Genomic DNA, 17,963 nt, shown 5'->3' with positions numbered 1-17,963 from the left:
CCTAGGAGTCGCTTGGTCCCAGTTTCTCCGTCTCGTCGCCTGCAGGCCGCGCGGATTCCTTGAGCTCAACGAAGAACGTGTGGGTATTTGTTTCTCCAATGTTTTTTCCGGAATGGTGCTGCGCCGGCAACCACCGGGCGACTCCGGCGGGTAGCTCCACATCCACGAGCTTTTCGTTGGAGGAAATACGGCGACGGAAGGCACTCACCGTAATCATTACGCTGTCGGAGTGGCTATGCTCCGTGGTCGTGTGCCCGGGCGCGTCGTTGTACTCAAGCACACGGACGCGTTCGTTTTCAAAGGCCACTCGGTAGTTTTCCGGATTCGTCGCAGCGGGATCGTTCTCCATGGACGGAATATACGCCTACACAGGCACAAGGACCAGAGGATTCGAAGTCCCTGATAAACGCACGGGCGCTGACACTGAACCCCAAGACTAGAGAACCAGGGCCGCCGCCGGGCCAAATACAATACCTCAAGAGCTCCGCAGCGGCCCCTCACAGCGCGGTCGTGGGGGGCTTCTGGAAGAGGGTGCCTTGGAGGATGCTTCCGTGGAAGGTCCGGGCGGCGACGATGGCCCAGGCGGCGACGAGGAGTGCGTAGCTGGCGACGGCCATACCTTCGAACACGGCCAGGTGTGTGTGGGCGGCGAGCCCGCTCAGGCTGGTGACGCAGGTTCCGATGGGGAAGGTGAAGGACCACCACGTCAGGGAGAAGGGCAGGCCCTGGCGGGCGGTGCGGATGGTGATGGCGGTTGCAATGACGGCCCACATGAGGGCGAAGCCCAGGACCGGAACCCCGTAGAGGACACCGAAGGCTTCCATCGCCTGGGCCAGGGCTCCGGAGGTGGCGAGGTGGGCGTTTCCGCCCAGGAGGTTGGCTGCGGTGATGGATTGTCCCAGGGGTCCCAGGACGATCCATAGGGTGGGTACGGCCGCGGCGGCGCCGGTTTTGTGTGCGGCGAGCCGGTTCCAGATCAGGGTGGTGATGATGATGGAGGGCAGCAGGCTCAGTCCGAACATCGCGTAGCAGGCCATCAGCAGGGTCAGCCGCGGCTGACCGGCGGGGACGTAGGGCAGCAGCAGGGCCCCGGTGGAAGCCGAGACCATCGGGGGGACGACGGGCATCAGCCAGCCGCCGAACGCGCTGTCCTGTGTGACTTGGTGCCGGGTGAACTGCAGGTACGGGACGGCGGCCGCGCTGGCCAGGCCCAGCACGGTACCGGCGATCCACAGCACCGCATCGATGCCGACGGCGAGCTGTTCGCCCAGGATGTCCTGGCCCAGCAGGAGGGTTCCGGCGCCGACGGTGAGCAGGGCCATGGGCGGTGCGCCGTAGAAATGCGCCGTTACTGGGTGGCTGTGGTGGCTTCTGGCGGTGACCGGGTGCCGGATCCAGTGCACCCCGGTGGCAGCGATCAGCAGGACCAGCAGCGTGGAGGCCAATGCCCACACGATTGTGGCTCCGGTGCGCAGACCGGGGAACTGCAAGGGAAGTGTCGCGGCCGCCGTGGCGACGATACCGGTGCCCATGATGGAAGCGAACCAGTTAGGGGCCAGGTTGGCGAACACGTCTGCGGGCTTGTCCAGACGGCGCAGTATCCGCCGGTTCCCGGCGCCGCGGTCACGGGCCTGTGCCGGTGGTGTGGTGTGTGGTTCGTCAGTGATCGGCAGCAGTGTTCCCCCTACCTTCCATGCTGGTTACGCCCCGCCAAGTGGTGGATTTTCCCGACACCGTGCAGGGTGAGTTATCTGATTATGCTGCAGCGGGTTCGGGGGGAACAAAATCGCCTCCTCTACCGGTTCGGGTGCGGCCATGTCCATGGCTGCTCGATGACCCTGCCGACCCGGGCGGGCGGCTCCTGTGGACGGCGCGGGGCTGAACGTTAGCGGAGTCGACCAGGGATGAATCGGACACACTTCGGGGTTGTTTGATCATTCGCAGAAAATACGCGTTCCTAAGAGGGCGTCCACCACCGCCGGCCGCAGCTGTTTGGGTGTCGGCGGCCGCTTGCCCCTACTATGAGGCATGCCCATTCTTCCGGTTGTGTTCGCAGGAGGCCACGAGGGCGCCTGGCGCGTGCGTGGTACCTCCGCAGTGCAGGGGGCGCCTCTTCCGACGGTCGAGCGTGTCGCGGTCCTCGAGGGCGGGCGGGCCGCTCCTGAGGCAGCTGCCTGGGCGCTGCGCGGCGTGGTCAGTCACGAGAGGTACGTCACGAAGCGGGAGCACGACGAACTGGTGTCCCGTTCGCCGCGCCTCGGGCGGCGAGAGGCGACCCGCGCCGCCCTCATCCCGATCAAGAAATCGCAGGCGTGGTGGGCGCTTTCACAAGACGAGCGGCGGGCGATCGTCGAGGAACACTCCCAGCACATTGCCATCGGCTTGAAGTACCTGCCGGCCGTGGCACGCCGGCTCCACCACAGCAGGGACCTCGGTGAGCCGTTCGATTTCCTGACGTGGTTCGAGTTCGCCCCTGCCGAGGAAGCTGGGTTCGACGAACTGGTCACCATGCTCCGAGCGACCGAGGAATGGACTTTCGTCGAGCGCGAGGTCGACATCCGCCTCGAGCAGTAGCTACTACGGCCGGCGGGACCAGCGTGATCGGCGCACCGCACCCTTTGGGGCTGGTGGCCCTGACGGTGTCCGCGTTCGTGGCGAACTCGGCATCACCCGACAAACCCTCTACAGGCATGTCTCGCCTGCAGGCGAACCCGCCCGGACGGCCAAAAGCTAATATCACGGTAGATGCCCGGTGTGCTGTCGATGCTGGAAAGCCCTTATGGAACTCAGTTCCAGGAATCTGGAACTGAGTTGGATTCGACATCGGCAGACCTCTCCATCCCATGAAGGGTACTTTTGGAGCTCGGCGCGTGACCGGTTAGATAGGCGAGTCGACGCAGGAGGACGATGCTTGTGTCCCTTGACACCCTCCTCGTTGGAGGAGAGAGTGGCGGGGCCGGTATTCAAAGGGAGACCAAGATGCGCATGACACGTCATTGGTCGGGTCGACAGCGATGGCTCTGGGCCTGAGTGGATGCAGCTCGAACACTCCAGTTGATCCCTCGGCTCGGGTGATCGAACTACCGGAAGCAGGCAGTAGCGTGGATTTCGACGACGTGGTGTACTCCCCGGAGCTGGGCCAGGTCCTCGTTCCCGCCCGAGGCGAAGGGCTCTACCGCGTTGACCCCGCCGCTGCGAAAGCCACACGCGTGCAGTACGACGGCAGCGCTGATTCGGTGGACGCCGGAGCCGGAGCGCTCTTCGTGCTGGATCGGTCCGGACCTCGAATCCAGGTCCTCGATCCTGGCGGCCAGGTAAAGTCTTCGGTCACGCCTTCCGCTCGACCGGACTACCTCCGCTACGTCGCGGCCACCAGGGAGCTGTGGGTCAGCGAACCCGCCGAGGAACGTATCGAGATCTTCGCTGTGGGTGAGACCCTCGATGACGCACCCCACCGGACCGACTTCATCCCCGTCCCCGGCGGAGCCGAGGGACTCACCCTCACCGTGGACGGGTCCACGGCCTACACGCATGCCGGCGACGAGGTGGCCAAGATCGACACCGCAACGCGGACGGTGACCGCACGTTGGCCCAGCGGGTGCAACGGGACCCACGGATTCCCGCGCGTCGATGAACGCGACGGCCTCGTGCTGGCCAGCTGCGCAAAGGACGGTAAGGTGACGCTGCTGGACACCTCCGACGGGCACCTGATCGATGAGTACGCGCTCGGTGGCGGGGAATCCCTGCCGGCGTACTCATCTGAGCGCAACCACTTCTACGTCCGCAGCGACCCGGGCACCACGATCGCCGTCCTCGAGGCCACACGGCAGGGCTTGAAAGAAGTCCGGAAAGTTCGGGTACCCGAGGTTGGCCACTGCCTCGGCGCCGAAGGCCCCTACTACTGGACCTGTGATGCCAAGGGCGGGCGCGTGCTGCTTTTCAAGGACGAGTGAGCGGCCTGGAGCGTGTAGGTAGAAGAGGGCTCGTGGCCGATCGAAGCCGTAGCGGCAGCGTTGTAACTTTGGTGCATGGCGCTGGTGATGTCCCTGCGCGGGGAGTGGGACCAGCGGGCGTTGAGGAAGAACCAGTGTAACGGGACTGTGACGGCGGCCATGATCCCGGCGAGCACAAGGTAGGTCCCACGCCAGCCGAGCTGTTCGTTGAGGTGGCGGTCGGCGGCGCGAACACCGTGGCGGCGAAGCCTGCCACCAAGGTCGGGGCGGTCAGCGGACGGACCGGCGACCAGCCAGGCGGCGATGAACCAGGGCAGGGCCGGGGCGGTGCCGACCAGGACGAGGGCCGCGGTGCCGAGCACGGCGCCGGCGGTCATGACCAGGCGCGGGCCGTGGCGGTCCAGGATCCGCCCGACCCGGATTCCGGCCAGGGCCGAGACGATCAGCCCGGCGGAAAACGCTGCCGTGATGGCGGTGTCGGACCAGCCGGTGTCGTCGGTGATCGGGCGGATGGAGACGGGAAGTGAGTAGTACAGCAGCCCCCAGCTGGTGGTCTGTGCGATGCACAGGGCGGCCAGGCCGCCGCGGGGCCGGTCGCTCATTGGGTGCCGGTGAGCGCGCTGCGCCGTTCCAGGAGCAGCGTGTCCTGCCAGTGCCCGGCGTTCGGGCCGTGGCCCATGCGGGCAATCTTCTCCCGGACGCCGACGACGCGGAACCCGAGCCGCTCGTGCAGGAACAGGCTGGCGGTGTTTTCGGGCAAGATGCTGGACTGGATGGTCCAGATCCCGCCGGCCTCGGTCGAGTCGATCAGTGCCCCGAGCAGGATCCGCCCTACGCCGCGTCCGCGGGCCTGGGGTGCGATGTAGATGGAGTGCTCCACGACGCCCCGGCACACCTCCCGGGCGGAAACCGGGGAGACCGCGGCCCAGCCCAGAACCAGGCCCAGGTCTTCGGCGACGAGCCGGTGGCCGCAGAGCCGGCCGGCGTCGAAGGCCTCCCCTGTTGGCGGTTCGCTTTCGAAGGTCGCCTGTCCGGTGGCGATACCGGCAGCGTAGATGGAGCGGATGGCCTCCCAATCCTCGGCGCGCATGGGCGGGACAGCAACTGGCGTGCCGGGTGCGGCTGCCCCCTGCGGGGCCGGGGCGGTCACAGGCCGGTGAGGAGTCCGGCGGCCCGCTCCAGCGCGCCCGGGACGAGGGAGTAGTAGGCCCAGGTGCCGCGTTTTTGGCGGTGCAGCAGGCCTGCGTCGACCAGGATCTTCAAATGGTGTGAGACGGTGGGCTGGCCAAGATCGAGCGGTTCTGTCAGGTCGCACACGCAGGACTCACCGGATTCATCTGCCTTGACGAAGGAGAGCAGCCGCAAACGGTTCGGATCGGATAGTGCCTTGAAGACGAGGGCTTTCTGCCGCGCGTCCTCCGCGCTCAACGCGGCTGCCGGCGGCGGGCAGCAGGAGGCATCCAGCTCCGGTGCTACTGCCTGCGATGAGTTCATGTCCCCATTATGCCTCCACATTGACCTTCATCAATATACGAGGTGGAGCGGGGGCGGGCGCGCCAGCTTCTTCAGAGCTGGCTGGCGAGTTCCTGGACGGCGGCGTCGATCTGGTCCCGCAGCGGCCGGACGCCGTCAATGTCCCAGCCCAGCGGGTCCGGGAAGGACCAGCCGACCAGCCGTCCGGCCGGCGTGGCCGGGAGTCTGAGTCCGGGCTTCATTGTCACGACGAGGTCGGCCTCGCGCAGGTCGGCTTCGGTGACGCGCCGCGGGATGCGGCCGCTGATGTCGATGCCGAGTTCGCCCAGTGAGGCGGCCACGGCTTCGCTGACCTGTTCGGACGGGTCGGTGCCGGCGGAGCGGACCTCGAACCGGTCGTTGGTCCGGTGTGCCATGAGGGCTGAGGCGAGCTGGGAGCGGCCCGCGTTGTGCTCACACAGGAACAGGATGACTTGTTTGCCCACGGAGCCGCCGGTCATGAGCCGGACTTTTCGGCGTGATGGGGAATGACAACATCGTCGGCGGAGCGGCCCGCGGACGGGAACAGGAGAAGCAGCAGACCCATTCCCGCGGCCGCGCCGATCAGCTGTGCGAGGACGAAGCCCGGCACGGAGCCCGGTGCGATGCCGGCGAAGGTGTCGCTGAACATGCGGCCAACGGTCACGGCCGGGTTCGCGAACGAGGTCGAGGACGTGAACCAGTAGGCGGCTCCGATGTAGGCACCGACAGCCGGGGCCGCGAGGACGCCGCGGGAGGTGCGGGCCAGGGCCAAGATCAGAAGGATCAGCCCGGCGGTGGCGACGACCTCGCCGAGAAGATGCCCGCCGGTCACGCGCTCCTTGCTGGACATGGAGGTTCCCACGTCGAACATGGCGTTAGCGAGCACGCTGCCGCTGACCGCGCCGACGGTCTGGGCGGCCACGTACGTGCCGAGCTCCGGCAGGGTCAGCCCCGCGCCGCTGCGCCGACCGAGGATCCAGTCGGCCAGTGAGACCACGGGGTTGAAGTGGGCGCCGCTGACCGGTCCGAGCACCAGAATCAGCACGGTCAGGCCGAATACGGTGGCGGTGCTGTTTTCGAGCAGCTGCAGGCCGACGTCGCCCGGAGAGAGCTGTTCGGCGGCGATCCCGGAGCCGACGACGATGGTCACGAGAAGGCTGGTGCCGAGCAGTTCGGCGATGGCACGGCGCCACAGCGGCGGCTGGGAGGAATTCATGGAACCAGCTTGACGCAAAGGATTACCTCAGTCAAACTTGAGGCAATGGATACTGAGCGGATGGACCAGTTCGGGGCGCGGGTCGCCAAGCATGCTGCCCTGTCTGACGCAGCACGCCTGCGCATCGTGGACCTGCTGACTCTGGGGGACCTGTCCCCGACGGAGCTTCAGGCCGAGCTGGGAATGGCGTCGAACCTGCTCTCCCACCATCTGCGCACCCTGGAGGACGCGCAGCTGGTGACCCGGCACCGCTCGGAGGCGGACAGGCGCCGAAGCTACATCCGGCTCGCCGTCGGCGCCCTGGACGGGCTGGTCCCGGGGGCTGAATACGGCACCCGCCGCATTGTTTTCGTCTGCACCCGAAACAGCGCCCGGTCCCAGCTGGCTGCCGCGCTCTGGCAGCAGGTCAGTGAAATCCCCTCCGCCTCCGCGGGAACACATCCCGCGGACCGGATCGCCCCGGGCGCCATCGGTGTCGCCAGCCGCCACGGCCTCAACCTGCCGGACGCGGCACCTCGCCGCCTCGACCAGGTCTTGGGGGAAGGGGACTTCATCGTGACCGTGTGCGACAACGCCCACGAGGAACTGACCGGCCTCGGCGGCGTGCATTGGTCCGTCCCCGATCCCGTCCGGCTGGGAACCCCGGAAGCCTTCGAGCACGCCTACGAGGACATCTCCCACCGCATCGATGACCTCGTGCCGCGCCTTACCGCGGCCTGACCTCCGCTCACCCCCAGGCGAAGCGGCTTGAAACCAAATATTGACATCCATCAATGTCGCGGTGATACTCCATATATCGACCATCATCAATATATTCGATGGTCGACGGCGAGCACGGAGACATCAACGAGGCCAGTACTACCCGACCGTTATCAACATCAACATCAGGAGAATCCCCGTGAGTACCGAAACCGCCAAGAAGCCCTCCGTCCTGTTCGTCTGCGTCCACAACGCCGGCCGCTCCCAGATGGCCGCCGCCTTTCTGACCACCCTGGGCAAGGGTGAGATCGAGGTCCGCTCCGCCGGTTCCCAGCCCGCCGACAAGATCAACCCGGCCGCGGTCGAGGCCATGGCAGAGCTGGGCATCGACATGTCCGCCGAGGTCCCGAAGGTCCTCACCACCGAGGCCGTCAAGGAATCCGATGTCGTGATCACGATGGGCTGCGGCGACGAATGCCCCTACTTCCCCGGCAAGCGCTACGAGGACTGGGTCCTGGAGGATCCGGCCGGCAAGGGCGTGGAGTCCGTTCGACCGATCCGCGACGAGATCAAGACCCGCATCGAGGGCCTGATCGACTCCCTGGCCCCCGCCGCCAAGTAAAACGCCCCTCCCGACTCCCAGGAGCACCACGTGAGCACCAAAGACAGCGCCAAGAGCCCCAAGGCAGTCAACACCGAACAGCTGATCATCATCGGCTCGGGCCCGGCCGGCTACACTGCGGCGACCTACGCCGCCCGCGCCGGCCTGAAGCCCCTGGTCCTTGCCGGCTCGGTCACTGCCGGTGGAGCGCTGATGAACACCACGGAAGTGGAGAACTTCCCCGGGTTCCCGGAGGGCATCCAAGGCCCGGAGCTCATGGACGGCCTGCAGCAGCAGGCGGAGAAGTTCGGCGCGCAGGTGGTGTTCGACGACGCCACCGAGGTCCAGCTGAAGGGTCACCTCAAGCGCGTGGTCACCGGCGGCGGCGAGACCTACGAGGCCCCGGCCGTCATCCTGGCCACCGGCTCCGCGTACAAGGAACTCGGCCTGGCTGAGGAGAAGAAGTTCAGCGGCCACGGGGTCTCCTGGTGTGCCACGTGCGACGGCTTTTTCTTCCGCGACCAGGACATCATCGTCGTCGGCGGCGGCGACTCCGCCATGGAGGAAGCCACCTTCCTGACGCGCTTCGGCAAGACCGTCACCGTCGTGGTCCGCAAGGGCGAGCTGCGGGCCTCCCGCATCATGGCGCAGCGGGCCAAGGACAACCCGAAGATCAGCTTCGCCTGGCACTCGGCCGTCAGCGCCATCCACGGTGACGGCAAGGTCAGCGGCGTGACGCTGAAGGACACCCGCACCGGCGAAACACGGGAACAGGCCGCCACCGGGCTCTTCGTGGCGATCGGGCACATGCCCCGCACCGAACTGGTGGCAGGGCAGGTGGAGCTCGACTCGGACGGCTACATCAAGGTCGACTCGCCCACCACCTGCACCAACCTGACCGGCGTGTTTGCCTGTGGGGATGCCGTGGACCACCGCTACCGCCAGGCCATCACCGCCGCCGGCACCGGCTGCGCCGCCGCCCTGGACGCCGAACGTTACCTCGCCGCGTTAGAGGACGCGGACAGCATCGCCACCGCCCTGGTGGAGGAACCCACCCACGCCTAAACCCCCGGGCAGGGGCGGAGGTGAGCTCAATGACGACAGGCTGCTGCAGCGACTCAGGCTGCTGCGACGACGATCAGGACTGCTGCTGACCCCCGCTGCCTGCCGGCCCCAACCGGGCCGACAGGTCACCCCACCCACAAGAACCAGGAGAGAGAAGAGGACAGCATGGAATCAGCCACAAGCCTTCCCGTTGCAGTGATCGGAGCAGGCCCCGTCGGGTTGGCCGCCGCGGCCCACCTGCTCGAACGCGGCCTGGAGCCCCTGGTCTTTGAGGCAGGCCCGAGCGCGGGCGCAGCGATCGAGCAGTGGCGCCACATCCGGCTGTTCTCACCCTGGCGGTTCAATACCGACGCCGCCGCAGTCCGGCTCCTCGAAGCCACTGGCTGGGAAACGCCCCGGCCCACCGCACTTCCGTACGGCGGGGAACTCATCGACAACTACCTCGCGCCTTTGGCCGCGCTGCCCCAGATCGCGTCGCGCCTGGAGACCGGCGCACGGGTCGTGGCCGTGACCCGGCAGGGCCTGGACAAGACCCACGTCAAGGACCGAGACACTACACCCTTCACCGTCCGGGTGCTGCATGCGAACGGCGAGACCCGCGACCACACCGTCGCCGCGGTCATCGACGCCTCCGGCACCTGGTCCACCCGCAACCCGCTCGGCACCTCCGGACTGCCTGCCATCGGCGAAGACACCGCCGGCTCCCGGATTTCCGCACCACTTCCTGACGTCACCGGCCGCGACCGCGCAGCCTTCGCCGGACGCCGCGTCCTGGTCGTTGGCGCAGGCCACTCCGCCGCCAACACCCTGATCAACCTCGCCGACCTGGCCAAGGAGGAACCGGACACCCGAATCCTCTGGGCAGTCCGAGGCCCGTCAGCGGAGAAGGTCTACGGCGGCGGCGACGCCGACGGCCTGCCCGCCCGCGGCCAGCTCGGCTCCCGACTCCGCCGACTCGTGGAGGCCGGAAAAATCGAACTGCACACCGGCTTCGGCATCAACTCCTTCAAAGCGCTGGACTCTTCGGTCACCATCAGTGCTGTGGACGGCCGCACCGTCGAAGCCGACGTCGTCGTACCCTGCACAGGCTTCCGGCCAGACTTGGACATCCTGCGCGAACTCCGGCTCAACCTCGACCCCGCCGTCGAGGCGCCGCTGGAACTCGGCCCCCTGATCGACCCCGAATTCCACTCCTGCGGCACCGTCCCGCCCCACGGCGCAAAGCTCCTCGCCCACCCGGACAAGGACTTCTACATCGTGGGGATGAAGTCCTACGGCCGGGCACCGACCTTCCTGCTGGCCACCGGCTACGAACAGGTCCGCTCCGTCACGGCCGCCCTCGCCGGTGACCGCGAGGCCGCCGACACCGTCCACCTCGAGCTCCCCGAAACCGGTGTCTGCTCCACCGACGCCGGCACCAGCTGCGACGTCCCGGCACCTTCCGGGAAAGCAGCCGAAGCGTCCACGGAGAGCGGATGCTGCGCAGCACCCGAACCGGTCCTGATCGGCTTCCCCACAGGCCTGGCCCACGGCCGCTCCGGCAACAACTGACCCGAAACCGCCAGCAAGACACGACCATTGGAGTGCTCATGACTGAAAACCGTGAAACAGGCCTGGGACTGCAGGACAACACCGAACTCCTGCACCGCATCAGCAACCGCCTCGCGGACCGGTTCACCGGGATCTTCGCGACCGAAACCGTCGAACGCTACGTCTTCGAGTCCTACACCGCACTGGCCCGGACCGCCAAGATCACCGCCTACCTCCCTGCCACGACCGAACACTTCGCGAACGACCGGCTGGCCGCCCTGGCCAAGTCCAAGGGCGCCACCGCCAGCAAAGCGCCCGAAGTGCTGTTCGTCTGCGTACAAAACGCCGGATGGTCCCAGATGGCCGCCGCCCTGCTCACCGTCGAAGCCAAGGGCAGGATCCATGTCCGCTCCGCCGGGTCCCTGCCGGCGGCCGAACTCGACCCCGCCGTCCTGACCGTGATGTCCGAAATGGGGCTGGACCTCACCAAGGACTACCCGAAGCCGCTGACCGACGACGTCGTGCGCGCCTCCGACGTGGTGATCACGATGGGATGCGGTGATTCCTGCCCGATCTACCCGGGCAAACGCTACGAAGACTGGGACCTGACGGACCCCGCCGGCCAACCCCTCGACACGATCCGCGACATCCGGGACCAGATCCACGACCGGGTCAAAACCCTGGTCACCTCCCTGCTCACAAAGGAAACAGAACTCCCATGACCGACGACAACACCAGCGCAGCCAAGACACCTGCCGTGCTCTTCGTGTGCAGCAAGAACGGCGGGAAGTCCCAGCTCGCCGCCGGGCTGATGAACCAGCTCGCCCACGGCGATGTCACCGTGTACTCCGCTGGCACCAAGCCGGGCAACTCCCTCAATCCCCAAGCCGTCGAGTCCCTGACCGAACTCGGCATCGACATCACAGGCGAACACCCCAAACCCGTCACCGACGAGGTACTGGAGGCCGCGGACGCCGTCATCATCCTCGGCACCGAAGCCAAACTCGAACCCCACGAAGGCACACGCTTCGAAATCTGGGAAACGGACGAGCCCTCCGAACGCGGCATCGAAGGCATGGAACGCATGCGCCTGGTCCGGGACGACATCAAGAACCGCGTCCAGAAGCTCTACACGGAACTCACCGGGAACTAGCCGGTCCCATGTTCGATGAGCGAGGTCTGGACGGGCCAATCCTGGTCGGCGTCGGTTGGGACTTTCCAGAGCACCTGGTACGGACCGCAGCGGACCTCGGGGCCAATCTGGGACAGCATCTAATTTGTGCCTTCGTGGACCCCGCCGGCTACCTCATTGAATGGGAACCGGACGGCTCACGGACAGCCCGTTCACTCGATCCGGCCGTCAACGAAGAGGCCGAATATCCCGCCGACGAACTCCTGCGCCGCCTGGAATCCATTCTCGGGCAACCCGGAGAACAATGGTCCTTCCGCGTGCTCAACGGCGACGTTTCCAAGGCACTCAGCCGCCTGGCCGAAAACACAGAAGCTTCCTTGCTCATCGTGGGGGCTGACCGACCAGGATCCCTGGCAAGGATGGACAGACTCCTTGAAGGATCCGTATCGGCATCCCTCACCCACGGTCAGCAGCATCCAATCCTCATAGTCCCCGACAACAAATAATGGCGATTTTCTGCGGGCAGATGGAACCGTCCCACCACTGCCCAGGACAGGCCTCCAGCCTTGTAGGTGCTCCTGAACACGATCCAGTAACCGTGAGATTGAGGGTTTCGGGTGGTCGCGGCTTGGCGAACAATTTGGGGTGCCCGGCTGCCGGTGACGCTCAGGTCCGTGACCCCGGACCCTGGAGCAGGATCCCCCCGGCACGGGTGCGCTGGGGAGAGTTATGTATGTTCTTCAGGGCGTTGTCCACGTTGGGCGATGGCATCGAAGATTTGGTTTTTCGTCGGAGCCTGTTGGCGTTGAGCCATGTCGATCGCGAACTGCAAGGCATCGCTTCGCTGGCCCTGTCGCACTTCTGCTGCAATGGTCGTCCGTCCAAGCTGCTTGGCCGCTTCGACGCGGTGGTACCCGTCGGCGAGGAGCAAGGCGCCATCAATATCGAAAACGACCACCGGGGTGGAGTCATCCAGATGGTCCACGTAATACGACACCCGCTCAGGGTCCAGATAGGGCCGGCTGCGGTCGATGGGATCCTGGGCGAGCTCGGCAATCGAAAGACTAACGACGGGCATGAAGCCAGTGTGGGACAGGGGCCGCCCTGTGACCAGCAGGGCGTTTTAGCTATCAGACAGGGTGGCGATGGGCTGAATGGGTTTCTGATCTTCCAAAGGGTGGTTCTGTGCCTAGAATATGGGAAGGCGATGGATCCCGCCTGAACCGGTTGATCCGGTTCCAACAGCCTCCCGGCTTATGGCTCCTGTCCGATGTTGCGGCAGGCAGGAGCGGCCAAATGAACATTTCCCATTACAGGCGGACCCGGTCCGCCTGGCAACACCCCGGCCCTGGACCTGTTGATGGCAGGAGGGGTGCGTCATGACTTTTCTTAGCGTCCTTTACGACTCCGAAAACCCGCCCGGTGACTCTCCTCTGCCCGGGACCCTGTCTGACCTGCAGCTTGAACAGATCATCGAGGCTGTCACTGCCGGTTATCAGGAATACGGGCTGAAGCCGGTCTTCCACGCTCCGCAAGTGGATGAGGGCACAGTCGCTTATCGGCAATGGATCTGCAGGGATCTGGAGACCAGCGCGGTGCGGGAGGCTGTGGAGGAGTTTTCCGTTGCCATGCGCGGGGTCCGGGAGACCCTCGCTTCGGCGGGAAGCCTGCATTACCGGTACCAGAAGATGGAAGTTTTCCTCACTGCCGTCGAGCAGTATTTGGCTGCCGTCTCCTCGCTCGCTGCCGGCCTGTCCGAGGCTGGGCCCAGGTCATCGGGTCTCCGCGCTGTCAGGGACTATCTGGGCAGTTACCTCTCGTCCGAAGCGGTCCTTGGCCTGGAGGAAGAAGTCCGAAAGCTGCGCGACGACTTGGCCGGCATCTCCTATATGGTGCACATCGACGGCGGCAACATCTCGGTGGGCCGGAGGGGTAACGAACCCGATTACACGGCAGAAGTCGAAGCGACGTTCCGCAGGTTCCGGCAAGGCAATCCGAAGGATTACCGGTCCGCGCTCCGAAGTTCGCACGAGATGAACCATGTCGAGGCGATGATCCTTGACCGGGTAGCGGTACTGTTCTCCGGGACTTTCACCGACCTTGCCGCGTTTTGTGACCGGCATGCCGGCTTCCAGGACCCTGTCATCGTTCGTTTTGACCGGGAAGTCCAGTTCTATCTCTCGTATCTTCGCCACATCGGCCAGCTGAGCCGCGCCGGGCTGGTCTTCACCTACCCGATCGTTTCAGCAACGTCGAAGGACATCTCGGGCACGGACGTTTTTGATCTGGCCCTGGCAGGCACGCTCGTGGCTGAGGGCAGGACTGTAGTTCTAAATGACTTTGAGCTGAGCGGGCCGGAGAGTATCCTTGTCGTTTCGGGCCCGAACCAGGGCGGGAAGACGACGTTCGCCCGCACCATCGGCCAGCTCCATTACCTGGCCGCCCTCGGTCTGCCGGTGCCCGCCTCCCGTGCGATGCTGTATCTGCCGGACCGGATCTTCACCCATTTTGAACGGGAAGAGAACCAGGCGGACCTGCGCGGCAAGCTGCACGATGAACTGGTCAGGGTCCACGACATCCTCGGCGGGGCAACGCCGCGGAGCGTGATTATCCTGAACGAAATTTTCACCTCGACCACCCTGCAGGATGCCGTCTTCCTCAGCGGCAAAATCCTGCAGCACATCATCGACCTGAACCTGATCTGCGTGTGCGTCACCTTCATCGATGAGCTCTCCAGGCTCAGCCGCACCACCGTGAGCATGGTCAGCACCGTAGACCCTGCTAACCCGGCCGTGCGGACCTTCAAGATCCTGCGCCAACCGGCCAACGGGCTCGCCTACGCGAAGATCCTGGCCGCCAACCAGGGCCTGACCTACCCGGAACTGAAGGAGAGGATCACCTCATGAAGGCCTTCCTTCTTGCCCCCGCCGGATCACCCACACCGGAACTGCCGGCCAACGCCGCCGACCTGGTCCGGGACCTGGCCTTGCGCCCGGTCCTGGAAGCCATGGCCAAGGGCGACGAGTTCCTCCTCACCACGGCCACCGATACCCTGGCCCGGAGCCTGACCGACCCCGAAAGTATCCACTACCGCCAACAGATCCTTCTCGATTGCCTGGAAAACCCCGCCACGGTCCGCCGGCTGTATGCACTGACGGTGGAGGCCATCGAGGGCGAGAAGAAGATCTACCGCGGAATTTTCAACAACTACCCCGGTGCGATACTGCGCCGCGCCATCGAATCCCTGACCTTCCTGATGCCCCTGCTGCGGCGCCTGCACGAGCTGGCCACGGATGAGGCCGGGACGTTTCACTCGCCCGGCTTCACCCGTTTTTTCGCCATGATCACCGATGAACTCGGACCCGTCTACCTCCAGAGCGTCACTGCGCACCTGAAACAACTGAAATTCCGCTCCGGCGTGCTCCTCAGCGCAAGCCTCGGGCCCGGGAACCAGGCCACCGGATACACCCTGCGCCGGCCCCCGCACCGGACACGCTGGCAGGCCCTGTGTAACTTCTTCACCGATTTCTTCACCAGCGACCGGTCCGTCCTGTCCTTCCACATCAGCGACCGCGATGAAAGCGGCTACCGGGCCCTGTCGGACCTGCGGGACCGGGGCATGAATCTTGCCGCCAACGCCCTGGCACAGTCCGATGACCACATCCTGGATTTCTTCGCACTGCTCCGCGCCGAACTCGGTTTCTACGTCTCCTGCCTGAACCTCCACGACCGGCTTACCACGACCGGGACGGAAATCTGCCTGCCCAAACCCGAACCCGAGCCCGTGAACAGCGAACCGGTTCTGTCCGCCCGGGGGCTCTATGAGCCTTCGCTGGCCCTGGCAGGGCACCGGCCCGCCGTGGGCAACGATCTGGGTGCGGACGGCATGAGCCTGGTCATGATCACCGGCGCGAACGAAGGCGGCAAATCAACCTTCCTGCGCGCTACAGGTGCCGCGCAGCTGATGATGCAGGCCGGGATGTTCGTCTGCGCCGAATACTTCAGCGCCAGCACCTGCAACGGCCTTTACACCCACTTCAAACGGGAAGAGGACGCCGCACTGCGCAGCGGAAAACTCGACGAGGAGCTGTCCCGGATGAACAGCATCGCCGGGCACCTCATGCCCGGGTCCATGGTGCTGTTCAACGAATCCTTCGCAGCCACAAACGAACGTGAGGGCTCCAGCATCAGCTACGACATCATCCGGTCCCTGACCGAGGCCGGGGTACGCGTCCTCATCGTCACCCACCTGTACGACCTGGCGCATTCCCTCTTCGCCCAGGCGCCGCCGGACGCGTTGTTCCTTCAGGCAGAACGCCAGGCCGACGGGCGCCGGACCTTCAAACTGCACCCGGGCGAACCCACCCGCACCAGCTACGGCGACGACCTCTACACCCGCGTCTTCGGCCAGGCAGTCCCGGACGCGTCCCCTGAACCGCAGGCCCACCAGGAGGCACGCCATGGCAGCATCTGGCAGGCCCCGGCACCGTCGCCGACGGCAGCGGCCAGGGGATCGAGTGCTGGCTGACGGACCTGGACGGTGTACTGGTCCGCGACAACCAGGCGATCCCCGGAGCCCGGGAACTGATCCGTCACTGGGCGGCGACCTCCACGGCTTTCATGATCGTCACGAACAACTCCATCTACACACCCCGGGACCTGGCAGCAATGCTTGGTGATACGGGTTTGGAGGTCCCGGAGGAAAATATCTGGACCTCCGCGCTGGCCACTGCCCAGTTCCTCACAGACCAGACCCACGGTCTGGAATCCGGAAACCTTGCCTACGCCATCGGTGAAGCCGGGCTCACGACGGCGCTGCACGAGGCAGGCTTCATCCTCACCGACCAGGACCCGGACTTTGTGGTCCTCGGCGGGACCTGCACGTACTCCTTCGAGGCGATCAGCGCGGCGATCCGGCTGATCCTGGCCGGCGCCCGCTTCATCGCCACCAATCCGGACGCCACCGGCCCCTCCAGGCGCCGGACGGGTGCCCGGCACCGGCGCCGTAGCGGCACTGATCACCACAGCCACCGGACGAAAACCCTACATCGTGGGCGAACCGAACCCCATGATGTGCCGCTCCGCGATGAACCGGATCAAAGCCCACGCACGCACCACGGCGATCATCGGGGACCGGATGGACACCGACATCATCGCCGGCATCGAAGCCGGACTACACACCGTGCTGGTCCTCAGCGGCGTCACCCACAAGGACGACCTCGCCATCTACCCCTACCGCCCGGACCAGATCCTGAACTCCGTCGCTGACCCCCCGGACCTGATCCAGGACCGCCCTCCAAAGACCGCTGCATCCGGTACCGGCTCGGGCTCCGCGCCGTCGTAGCGGCACTTCTGGTGTTCCGGCTCATCGGCCCACCTGGAAACCGTGAGGGCAGTTCAGCGGCCCGGAACCCTTACCGGGAACTCATTCGCTGCGCTGTTTCCTTGCCAGCAGGTGCCGCGATGTGGTTCATTACAGGGGAACGGTGATGGATCTCGCCGGGGCGGGCCACACCGTCCGAACCGCCGCCCCGGCTGATAGTTCCTGTTCAGTGCCACGCACAGACGGAGAACTATGCAAAATCCCGGCGCCACCCCACACCAGCGACATGAGCGCACCAGCGCGCAGACCCCAAAAAATCCTGCCCGCCCCGGTGCTGGAGATGCCGAACGGGGAACGCGGTCATGACCGACTACAACGCGCTCCTTGGATGCGGGGACTACCTCAACGGTCTGGTCGTCGGCGTCATTGCCATCCCGATGGGCTCCAGCCACAAGATCGAATGGGACCGCACCACCGGCCTCTTCCACCTGGACCGCGTCGATCTGGGGATCTTCGCCAAACCCGTGAATTACGGCTTCCTTCCCCAAACCCTGGATGAAGACGGCGACGAACTGGACATCCTGTGCGTGACCCGCGAACCGCTGCCCATCGGGCTGGTCGTCCACGCCCGGATACTGGGCGTCCTGAACTTCCGCGACGGGGATACTATAAGATCATCGCCGTCCCGGCAGATGACCGCGAGGCCGGGAACCGGATCAGCACGCTCGAAGACCTCGGCACCAGGTGGCAGGAACAGATCACCCACCACTTCAACCACTACAAAGACCTCCAGCCCGGAACACACACCCGCGTCCTTGGGCGGGGGACGCCGGAGGAAGCGGCCACAATTGTTGGCGAATGCAGCCAACGCTGGCAGGACCAAAAGACCGGCGCGCACCCATGAACACCCCTCCTGTCACGAACGCAGACCCACGCTCCCTTTCACAACA

20 protein-coding genes, 3 pseudogenes and 1 riboswitch are annotated in these 17,963 nt (G+C 65.6%); of the genes and pseudogenes, 15 read left to right on the top strand and 8 right to left on the bottom strand.

The genetic code is table 11. The annotated features are described in order from the left end of the window. Position 1: 1 nt before the first annotated feature. Together J7I92_RS14515 and J7I92_RS14510 are read right to left on the bottom strand one after the other, a co-directional pair. Entirely contained in the window at positions 2-349 is a 348-nt protein-coding gene (locus tag J7I92_RS14515; protein ID WP_214841564.1) for a cytoplasmic protein, read from the bottom strand. 148 nt (positions 350-497) lie between these two features. Then, positions 498-1,571 (bottom strand): TDT family transporter, encoded by a 1,074-nt coding sequence (locus J7I92_RS14510; protein ID WP_311380364.1) that lies wholly within the window; start codon positions 1,569-1,571, stop codon positions 498-500. Positions 1,572-2,028: 457 nt separating this feature from the next. Between J7I92_RS14510 and J7I92_RS14505 the strand changes: the two genes are divergently transcribed. From J7I92_RS14505 to J7I92_RS14500, 3 genes and pseudogenes are all read left to right on the top strand, one after another. Then, a complete protein-coding gene (locus J7I92_RS14505) occupies positions 2,029-2,574 on the top strand; it encodes a chlorite dismutase family protein (RefSeq protein WP_214841563.1) in 546 nt (181 codons plus the stop codon). An 82-nt stretch (positions 2,575-2,656) separates the two neighbouring features. Continuing rightward, positions 2,657-2,745 (top strand): annotated as a pseudogene (locus J7I92_RS24645) (recombinase family protein); the annotation flags it as partial. A gap of 356 nt (positions 2,746-3,101) precedes the next feature. Next, complete coding sequence (locus J7I92_RS14500; RefSeq protein WP_214841562.1) at positions 3,102-3,953, top strand: YncE family protein; 852 nt, start codon at positions 3,102-3,104, stop codon at positions 3,951-3,953. Here the strand turns inward: J7I92_RS14500 and J7I92_RS14495 are convergent. The 5 genes from J7I92_RS14495 to J7I92_RS14475 all read right to left on the bottom strand — a co-directional run bounded on the left by J7I92_RS14495 (position 3,899) and on the right by J7I92_RS14475 (position 6,663). Continuing rightward, on the bottom strand, positions 3,899-4,555 hold the full coding sequence (locus tag J7I92_RS14495) for an MFS transporter (RefSeq protein WP_214841561.1): 657 nt from the start codon (positions 4,553-4,555) through the stop codon (positions 3,899-3,901). The two genes, J7I92_RS14500 and J7I92_RS14495, sit on opposite strands and share 55 nt — an antisense overlap. Then, complete coding sequence (locus tag J7I92_RS14490; RefSeq protein ID WP_214841560.1) at positions 4,552-5,043, bottom strand: GNAT family N-acetyltransferase; 492 nt, start codon at positions 5,041-5,043, stop codon at positions 4,552-4,554. Before J7I92_RS14490 ends, J7I92_RS14495 begins: the two co-directional genes overlap by 4 nt. Positions 5,044-5,099: 56 nt before the next feature. Then, complete coding sequence (locus J7I92_RS14485) at positions 5,100-5,447, bottom strand: helix-turn-helix transcriptional regulator (protein WP_214841559.1); 348 nt, start codon at positions 5,445-5,447, stop codon at positions 5,100-5,102. A 71-nt stretch (positions 5,448-5,518) separates the two neighbouring features. Then, positions 5,519-5,926, bottom strand: a complete 408-nt coding sequence (locus tag J7I92_RS14480; protein WP_214841557.1) for a low molecular weight phosphatase family protein — start codon at positions 5,924-5,926, stop codon at positions 5,519-5,521. Next, on the bottom strand, positions 5,923-6,663 hold the full coding sequence (locus tag J7I92_RS14475) for an aquaporin (protein ID WP_214841556.1): 741 nt from the start codon (positions 6,661-6,663) through the stop codon (positions 5,923-5,925). The genes J7I92_RS14480 and J7I92_RS14475 overlap by 4 nt, the downstream gene beginning before the upstream one ends. 45 nt (positions 6,664-6,708) lie before the next feature. On the opposite strand from J7I92_RS14475, the gene J7I92_RS14470 reads away from it, so the two are divergent. The 7 genes from J7I92_RS14470 to J7I92_RS14440 all read left to right on the top strand — a co-directional run bounded on the left by J7I92_RS14470 (position 6,709) and on the right by J7I92_RS14440 (position 12,196). Continuing rightward, positions 6,709-7,383: an ArsR family transcriptional regulator gene (locus tag J7I92_RS14470; protein ID WP_214841553.1), complete on the top strand. Its 675-nt coding sequence runs from the start codon at positions 6,709-6,711 to the stop codon at positions 7,381-7,383. A gap of 178 nt (positions 7,384-7,561) precedes the next feature. After that, complete coding sequence (locus tag J7I92_RS14465) at positions 7,562-7,984, top strand: arsenate reductase ArsC (protein WP_214841551.1); 423 nt, start codon at positions 7,562-7,564, stop codon at positions 7,982-7,984. A gap of 30 nt (positions 7,985-8,014) precedes the next feature. Further along, on the top strand, positions 8,015-9,028 hold the full coding sequence (trxB, locus tag J7I92_RS14460) for a thioredoxin-disulfide reductase (RefSeq protein ID WP_214841550.1): 1,014 nt from the start codon (positions 8,015-8,017) through the stop codon (positions 9,026-9,028). A gap of 165 nt (positions 9,029-9,193) precedes the next feature. After that, complete coding sequence (locus tag J7I92_RS14455) at positions 9,194-10,579, top strand: FAD-dependent oxidoreductase (protein WP_214841547.1); 1,386 nt, start codon at positions 9,194-9,196, stop codon at positions 10,577-10,579. A gap of 38 nt (positions 10,580-10,617) precedes the next feature. Then, positions 10,618-11,280, top strand: a complete 663-nt coding sequence (locus J7I92_RS14450) for an arsenate reductase ArsC (protein WP_214841545.1) — start codon at positions 10,618-10,620, stop codon at positions 11,278-11,280. After that, complete coding sequence (locus J7I92_RS14445; RefSeq protein WP_214841543.1) at positions 11,277-11,711, top strand: low molecular weight phosphatase family protein; 435 nt, start codon at positions 11,277-11,279, stop codon at positions 11,709-11,711. Before J7I92_RS14450 ends, J7I92_RS14445 begins: the two co-directional genes overlap by 4 nt. Positions 11,712-11,719: 8 nt before the next feature. Continuing rightward, the gene (locus J7I92_RS14440) at positions 11,720-12,196 is read left to right on the top strand and encodes a universal stress protein (RefSeq protein ID WP_214841541.1); all 477 of its coding nucleotides are present in this window, start codon (positions 11,720-11,722) and stop codon (positions 12,194-12,196) included. Positions 12,197-12,417: 221 nt separating this feature from the next. Here the strand turns inward: J7I92_RS14440 and J7I92_RS14435 are convergent, their stop codons facing one another. Then, complete coding sequence (locus J7I92_RS14435; protein WP_214841539.1) at positions 12,418-12,768, bottom strand: ParB/RepB/Spo0J family partition protein; 351 nt, start codon at positions 12,766-12,768, stop codon at positions 12,418-12,420. Between the two features lie 301 nt (positions 12,769-13,069). On the opposite strand from J7I92_RS14435, the gene J7I92_RS14430 reads away from it, so the two are divergent. The 5 genes and pseudogenes from J7I92_RS14430 (at position 13,070) to J7I92_RS24635 (ending at position 17,917) form a co-directional block, all read left to right on the top strand. Then, on the top strand, positions 13,070-14,596 hold the full coding sequence (locus J7I92_RS14430; protein WP_214841537.1) for a MutS-related protein: 1,527 nt from the start codon (positions 13,070-13,072) through the stop codon (positions 14,594-14,596). Beyond that, positions 14,593-16,218, top strand: a complete 1,626-nt coding sequence (locus J7I92_RS14425) for a MutS-related protein (RefSeq protein ID WP_214841535.1) — start codon at positions 14,593-14,595, stop codon at positions 16,216-16,218. Before J7I92_RS14430 ends, J7I92_RS14425 begins: the two co-directional genes overlap by 4 nt. Continuing rightward, positions 16,161-17,034: pseudogene (locus J7I92_RS14420) on the top strand (HAD-IIA family hydrolase). Before J7I92_RS14425 ends, J7I92_RS14420 begins: the two are co-directional and overlap by 58 nt. 132 nt (positions 17,035-17,166) lie before the next feature. Beyond that, positions 17,167-17,245: riboswitch (Fluoride riboswitch) on the top strand. 130 nt (positions 17,246-17,375) lie between these two features. Further along, a pseudogene (locus J7I92_RS24640) lies at positions 17,376-17,666 on the top strand (inorganic diphosphatase); the annotation flags it as partial. Next, positions 17,597-17,917 (top strand): inorganic diphosphatase, encoded by a 321-nt coding sequence (locus tag J7I92_RS24635; protein ID WP_396020395.1) that lies wholly within the window; start codon positions 17,597-17,599, stop codon positions 17,915-17,917. The pseudogene J7I92_RS24640 and the gene J7I92_RS24635, both read left to right, overlap by 70 nt. The last annotated feature ends 46 nt before the right edge of the window (positions 17,918-17,963 follow it).

This window comes from Arthrobacter sp. ISL-72, assembly GCF_018613755.1.
In the GTDB taxonomy this organism is placed as follows: Bacteria; Actinomycetota; Actinomycetes; order Actinomycetales; family Micrococcaceae; genus Arthrobacter.
The sequence above is the reverse complement of the archived record's forward strand: the minus strand, read 5'-3'. Positions and strand labels throughout refer to the sequence as shown.

Coding starts and splice junctions, on each gene's coding strand:
- J7I92_RS14515 (WP_214841564.1), bottom strand. CDS start 349: ATGGAGAACGATCCCGCTGCGACGAATCCGGAAAACTACCGAGTGGCC.
- J7I92_RS14470 (WP_214841553.1), top strand. CDS start 6,709: ATGGATACTGAGCGGATGGACCAGTTCGGGGCGCGGGTCGCCAAGCAT.
- J7I92_RS14440 (WP_214841541.1), top strand. CDS start 11,720: ATGTTCGATGAGCGAGGTCTGGACGGGCCAATCCTGGTCGGCGTCGGT.
- J7I92_RS14505 (WP_214841563.1), top strand. CDS start 2,029: ATGCCCATTCTTCCGGTTGTGTTCGCAGGAGGCCACGAGGGCGCCTGG.
- J7I92_RS14495 (WP_214841561.1), bottom strand. CDS start 4,555: ATGAGCGACCGGCCCCGCGGCGGCCTGGCCGCCCTGTGCATCGCACAG.
- J7I92_RS14425 (WP_214841535.1), top strand. CDS start 14,593: ATGAAGGCCTTCCTTCTTGCCCCCGCCGGATCACCCACACCGGAACTG.
- J7I92_RS14480 (WP_214841557.1), bottom strand. CDS start 5,926: ATGACCGGCGGCTCCGTGGGCAAACAAGTCATCCTGTTCCTGTGTGAG.
- J7I92_RS14475 (WP_214841556.1), bottom strand. CDS start 6,663: ATGAATTCCTCCCAGCCGCCGCTGTGGCGCCGTGCCATCGCCGAACTG.
- J7I92_RS14455 (WP_214841547.1), top strand. CDS start 9,194: ATGGAATCAGCCACAAGCCTTCCCGTTGCAGTGATCGGAGCAGGCCCC.
- J7I92_RS14435 (WP_214841539.1), bottom strand. CDS start 12,768: ATGCCCGTCGTTAGTCTTTCGATTGCCGAGCTCGCCCAGGATCCCATC.
- J7I92_RS14430 (WP_214841537.1), top strand. CDS start 13,070: ATGACTTTTCTTAGCGTCCTTTACGACTCCGAAAACCCGCCCGGTGAC.
- J7I92_RS14450 (WP_214841545.1), top strand. CDS start 10,618: ATGACTGAAAACCGTGAAACAGGCCTGGGACTGCAGGACAACACCGAA.
- J7I92_RS14490 (WP_214841560.1), bottom strand. CDS start 5,043: ATGCGCGCCGAGGATTGGGAGGCCATCCGCTCCATCTACGCTGCCGGT.
- J7I92_RS14445 (WP_214841543.1), top strand. CDS start 11,277: ATGACCGACGACAACACCAGCGCAGCCAAGACACCTGCCGTGCTCTTC.
- J7I92_RS14485 (WP_214841559.1), bottom strand. CDS start 5,447: ATGAACTCATCGCAGGCAGTAGCACCGGAGCTGGATGCCTCCTGCTGC.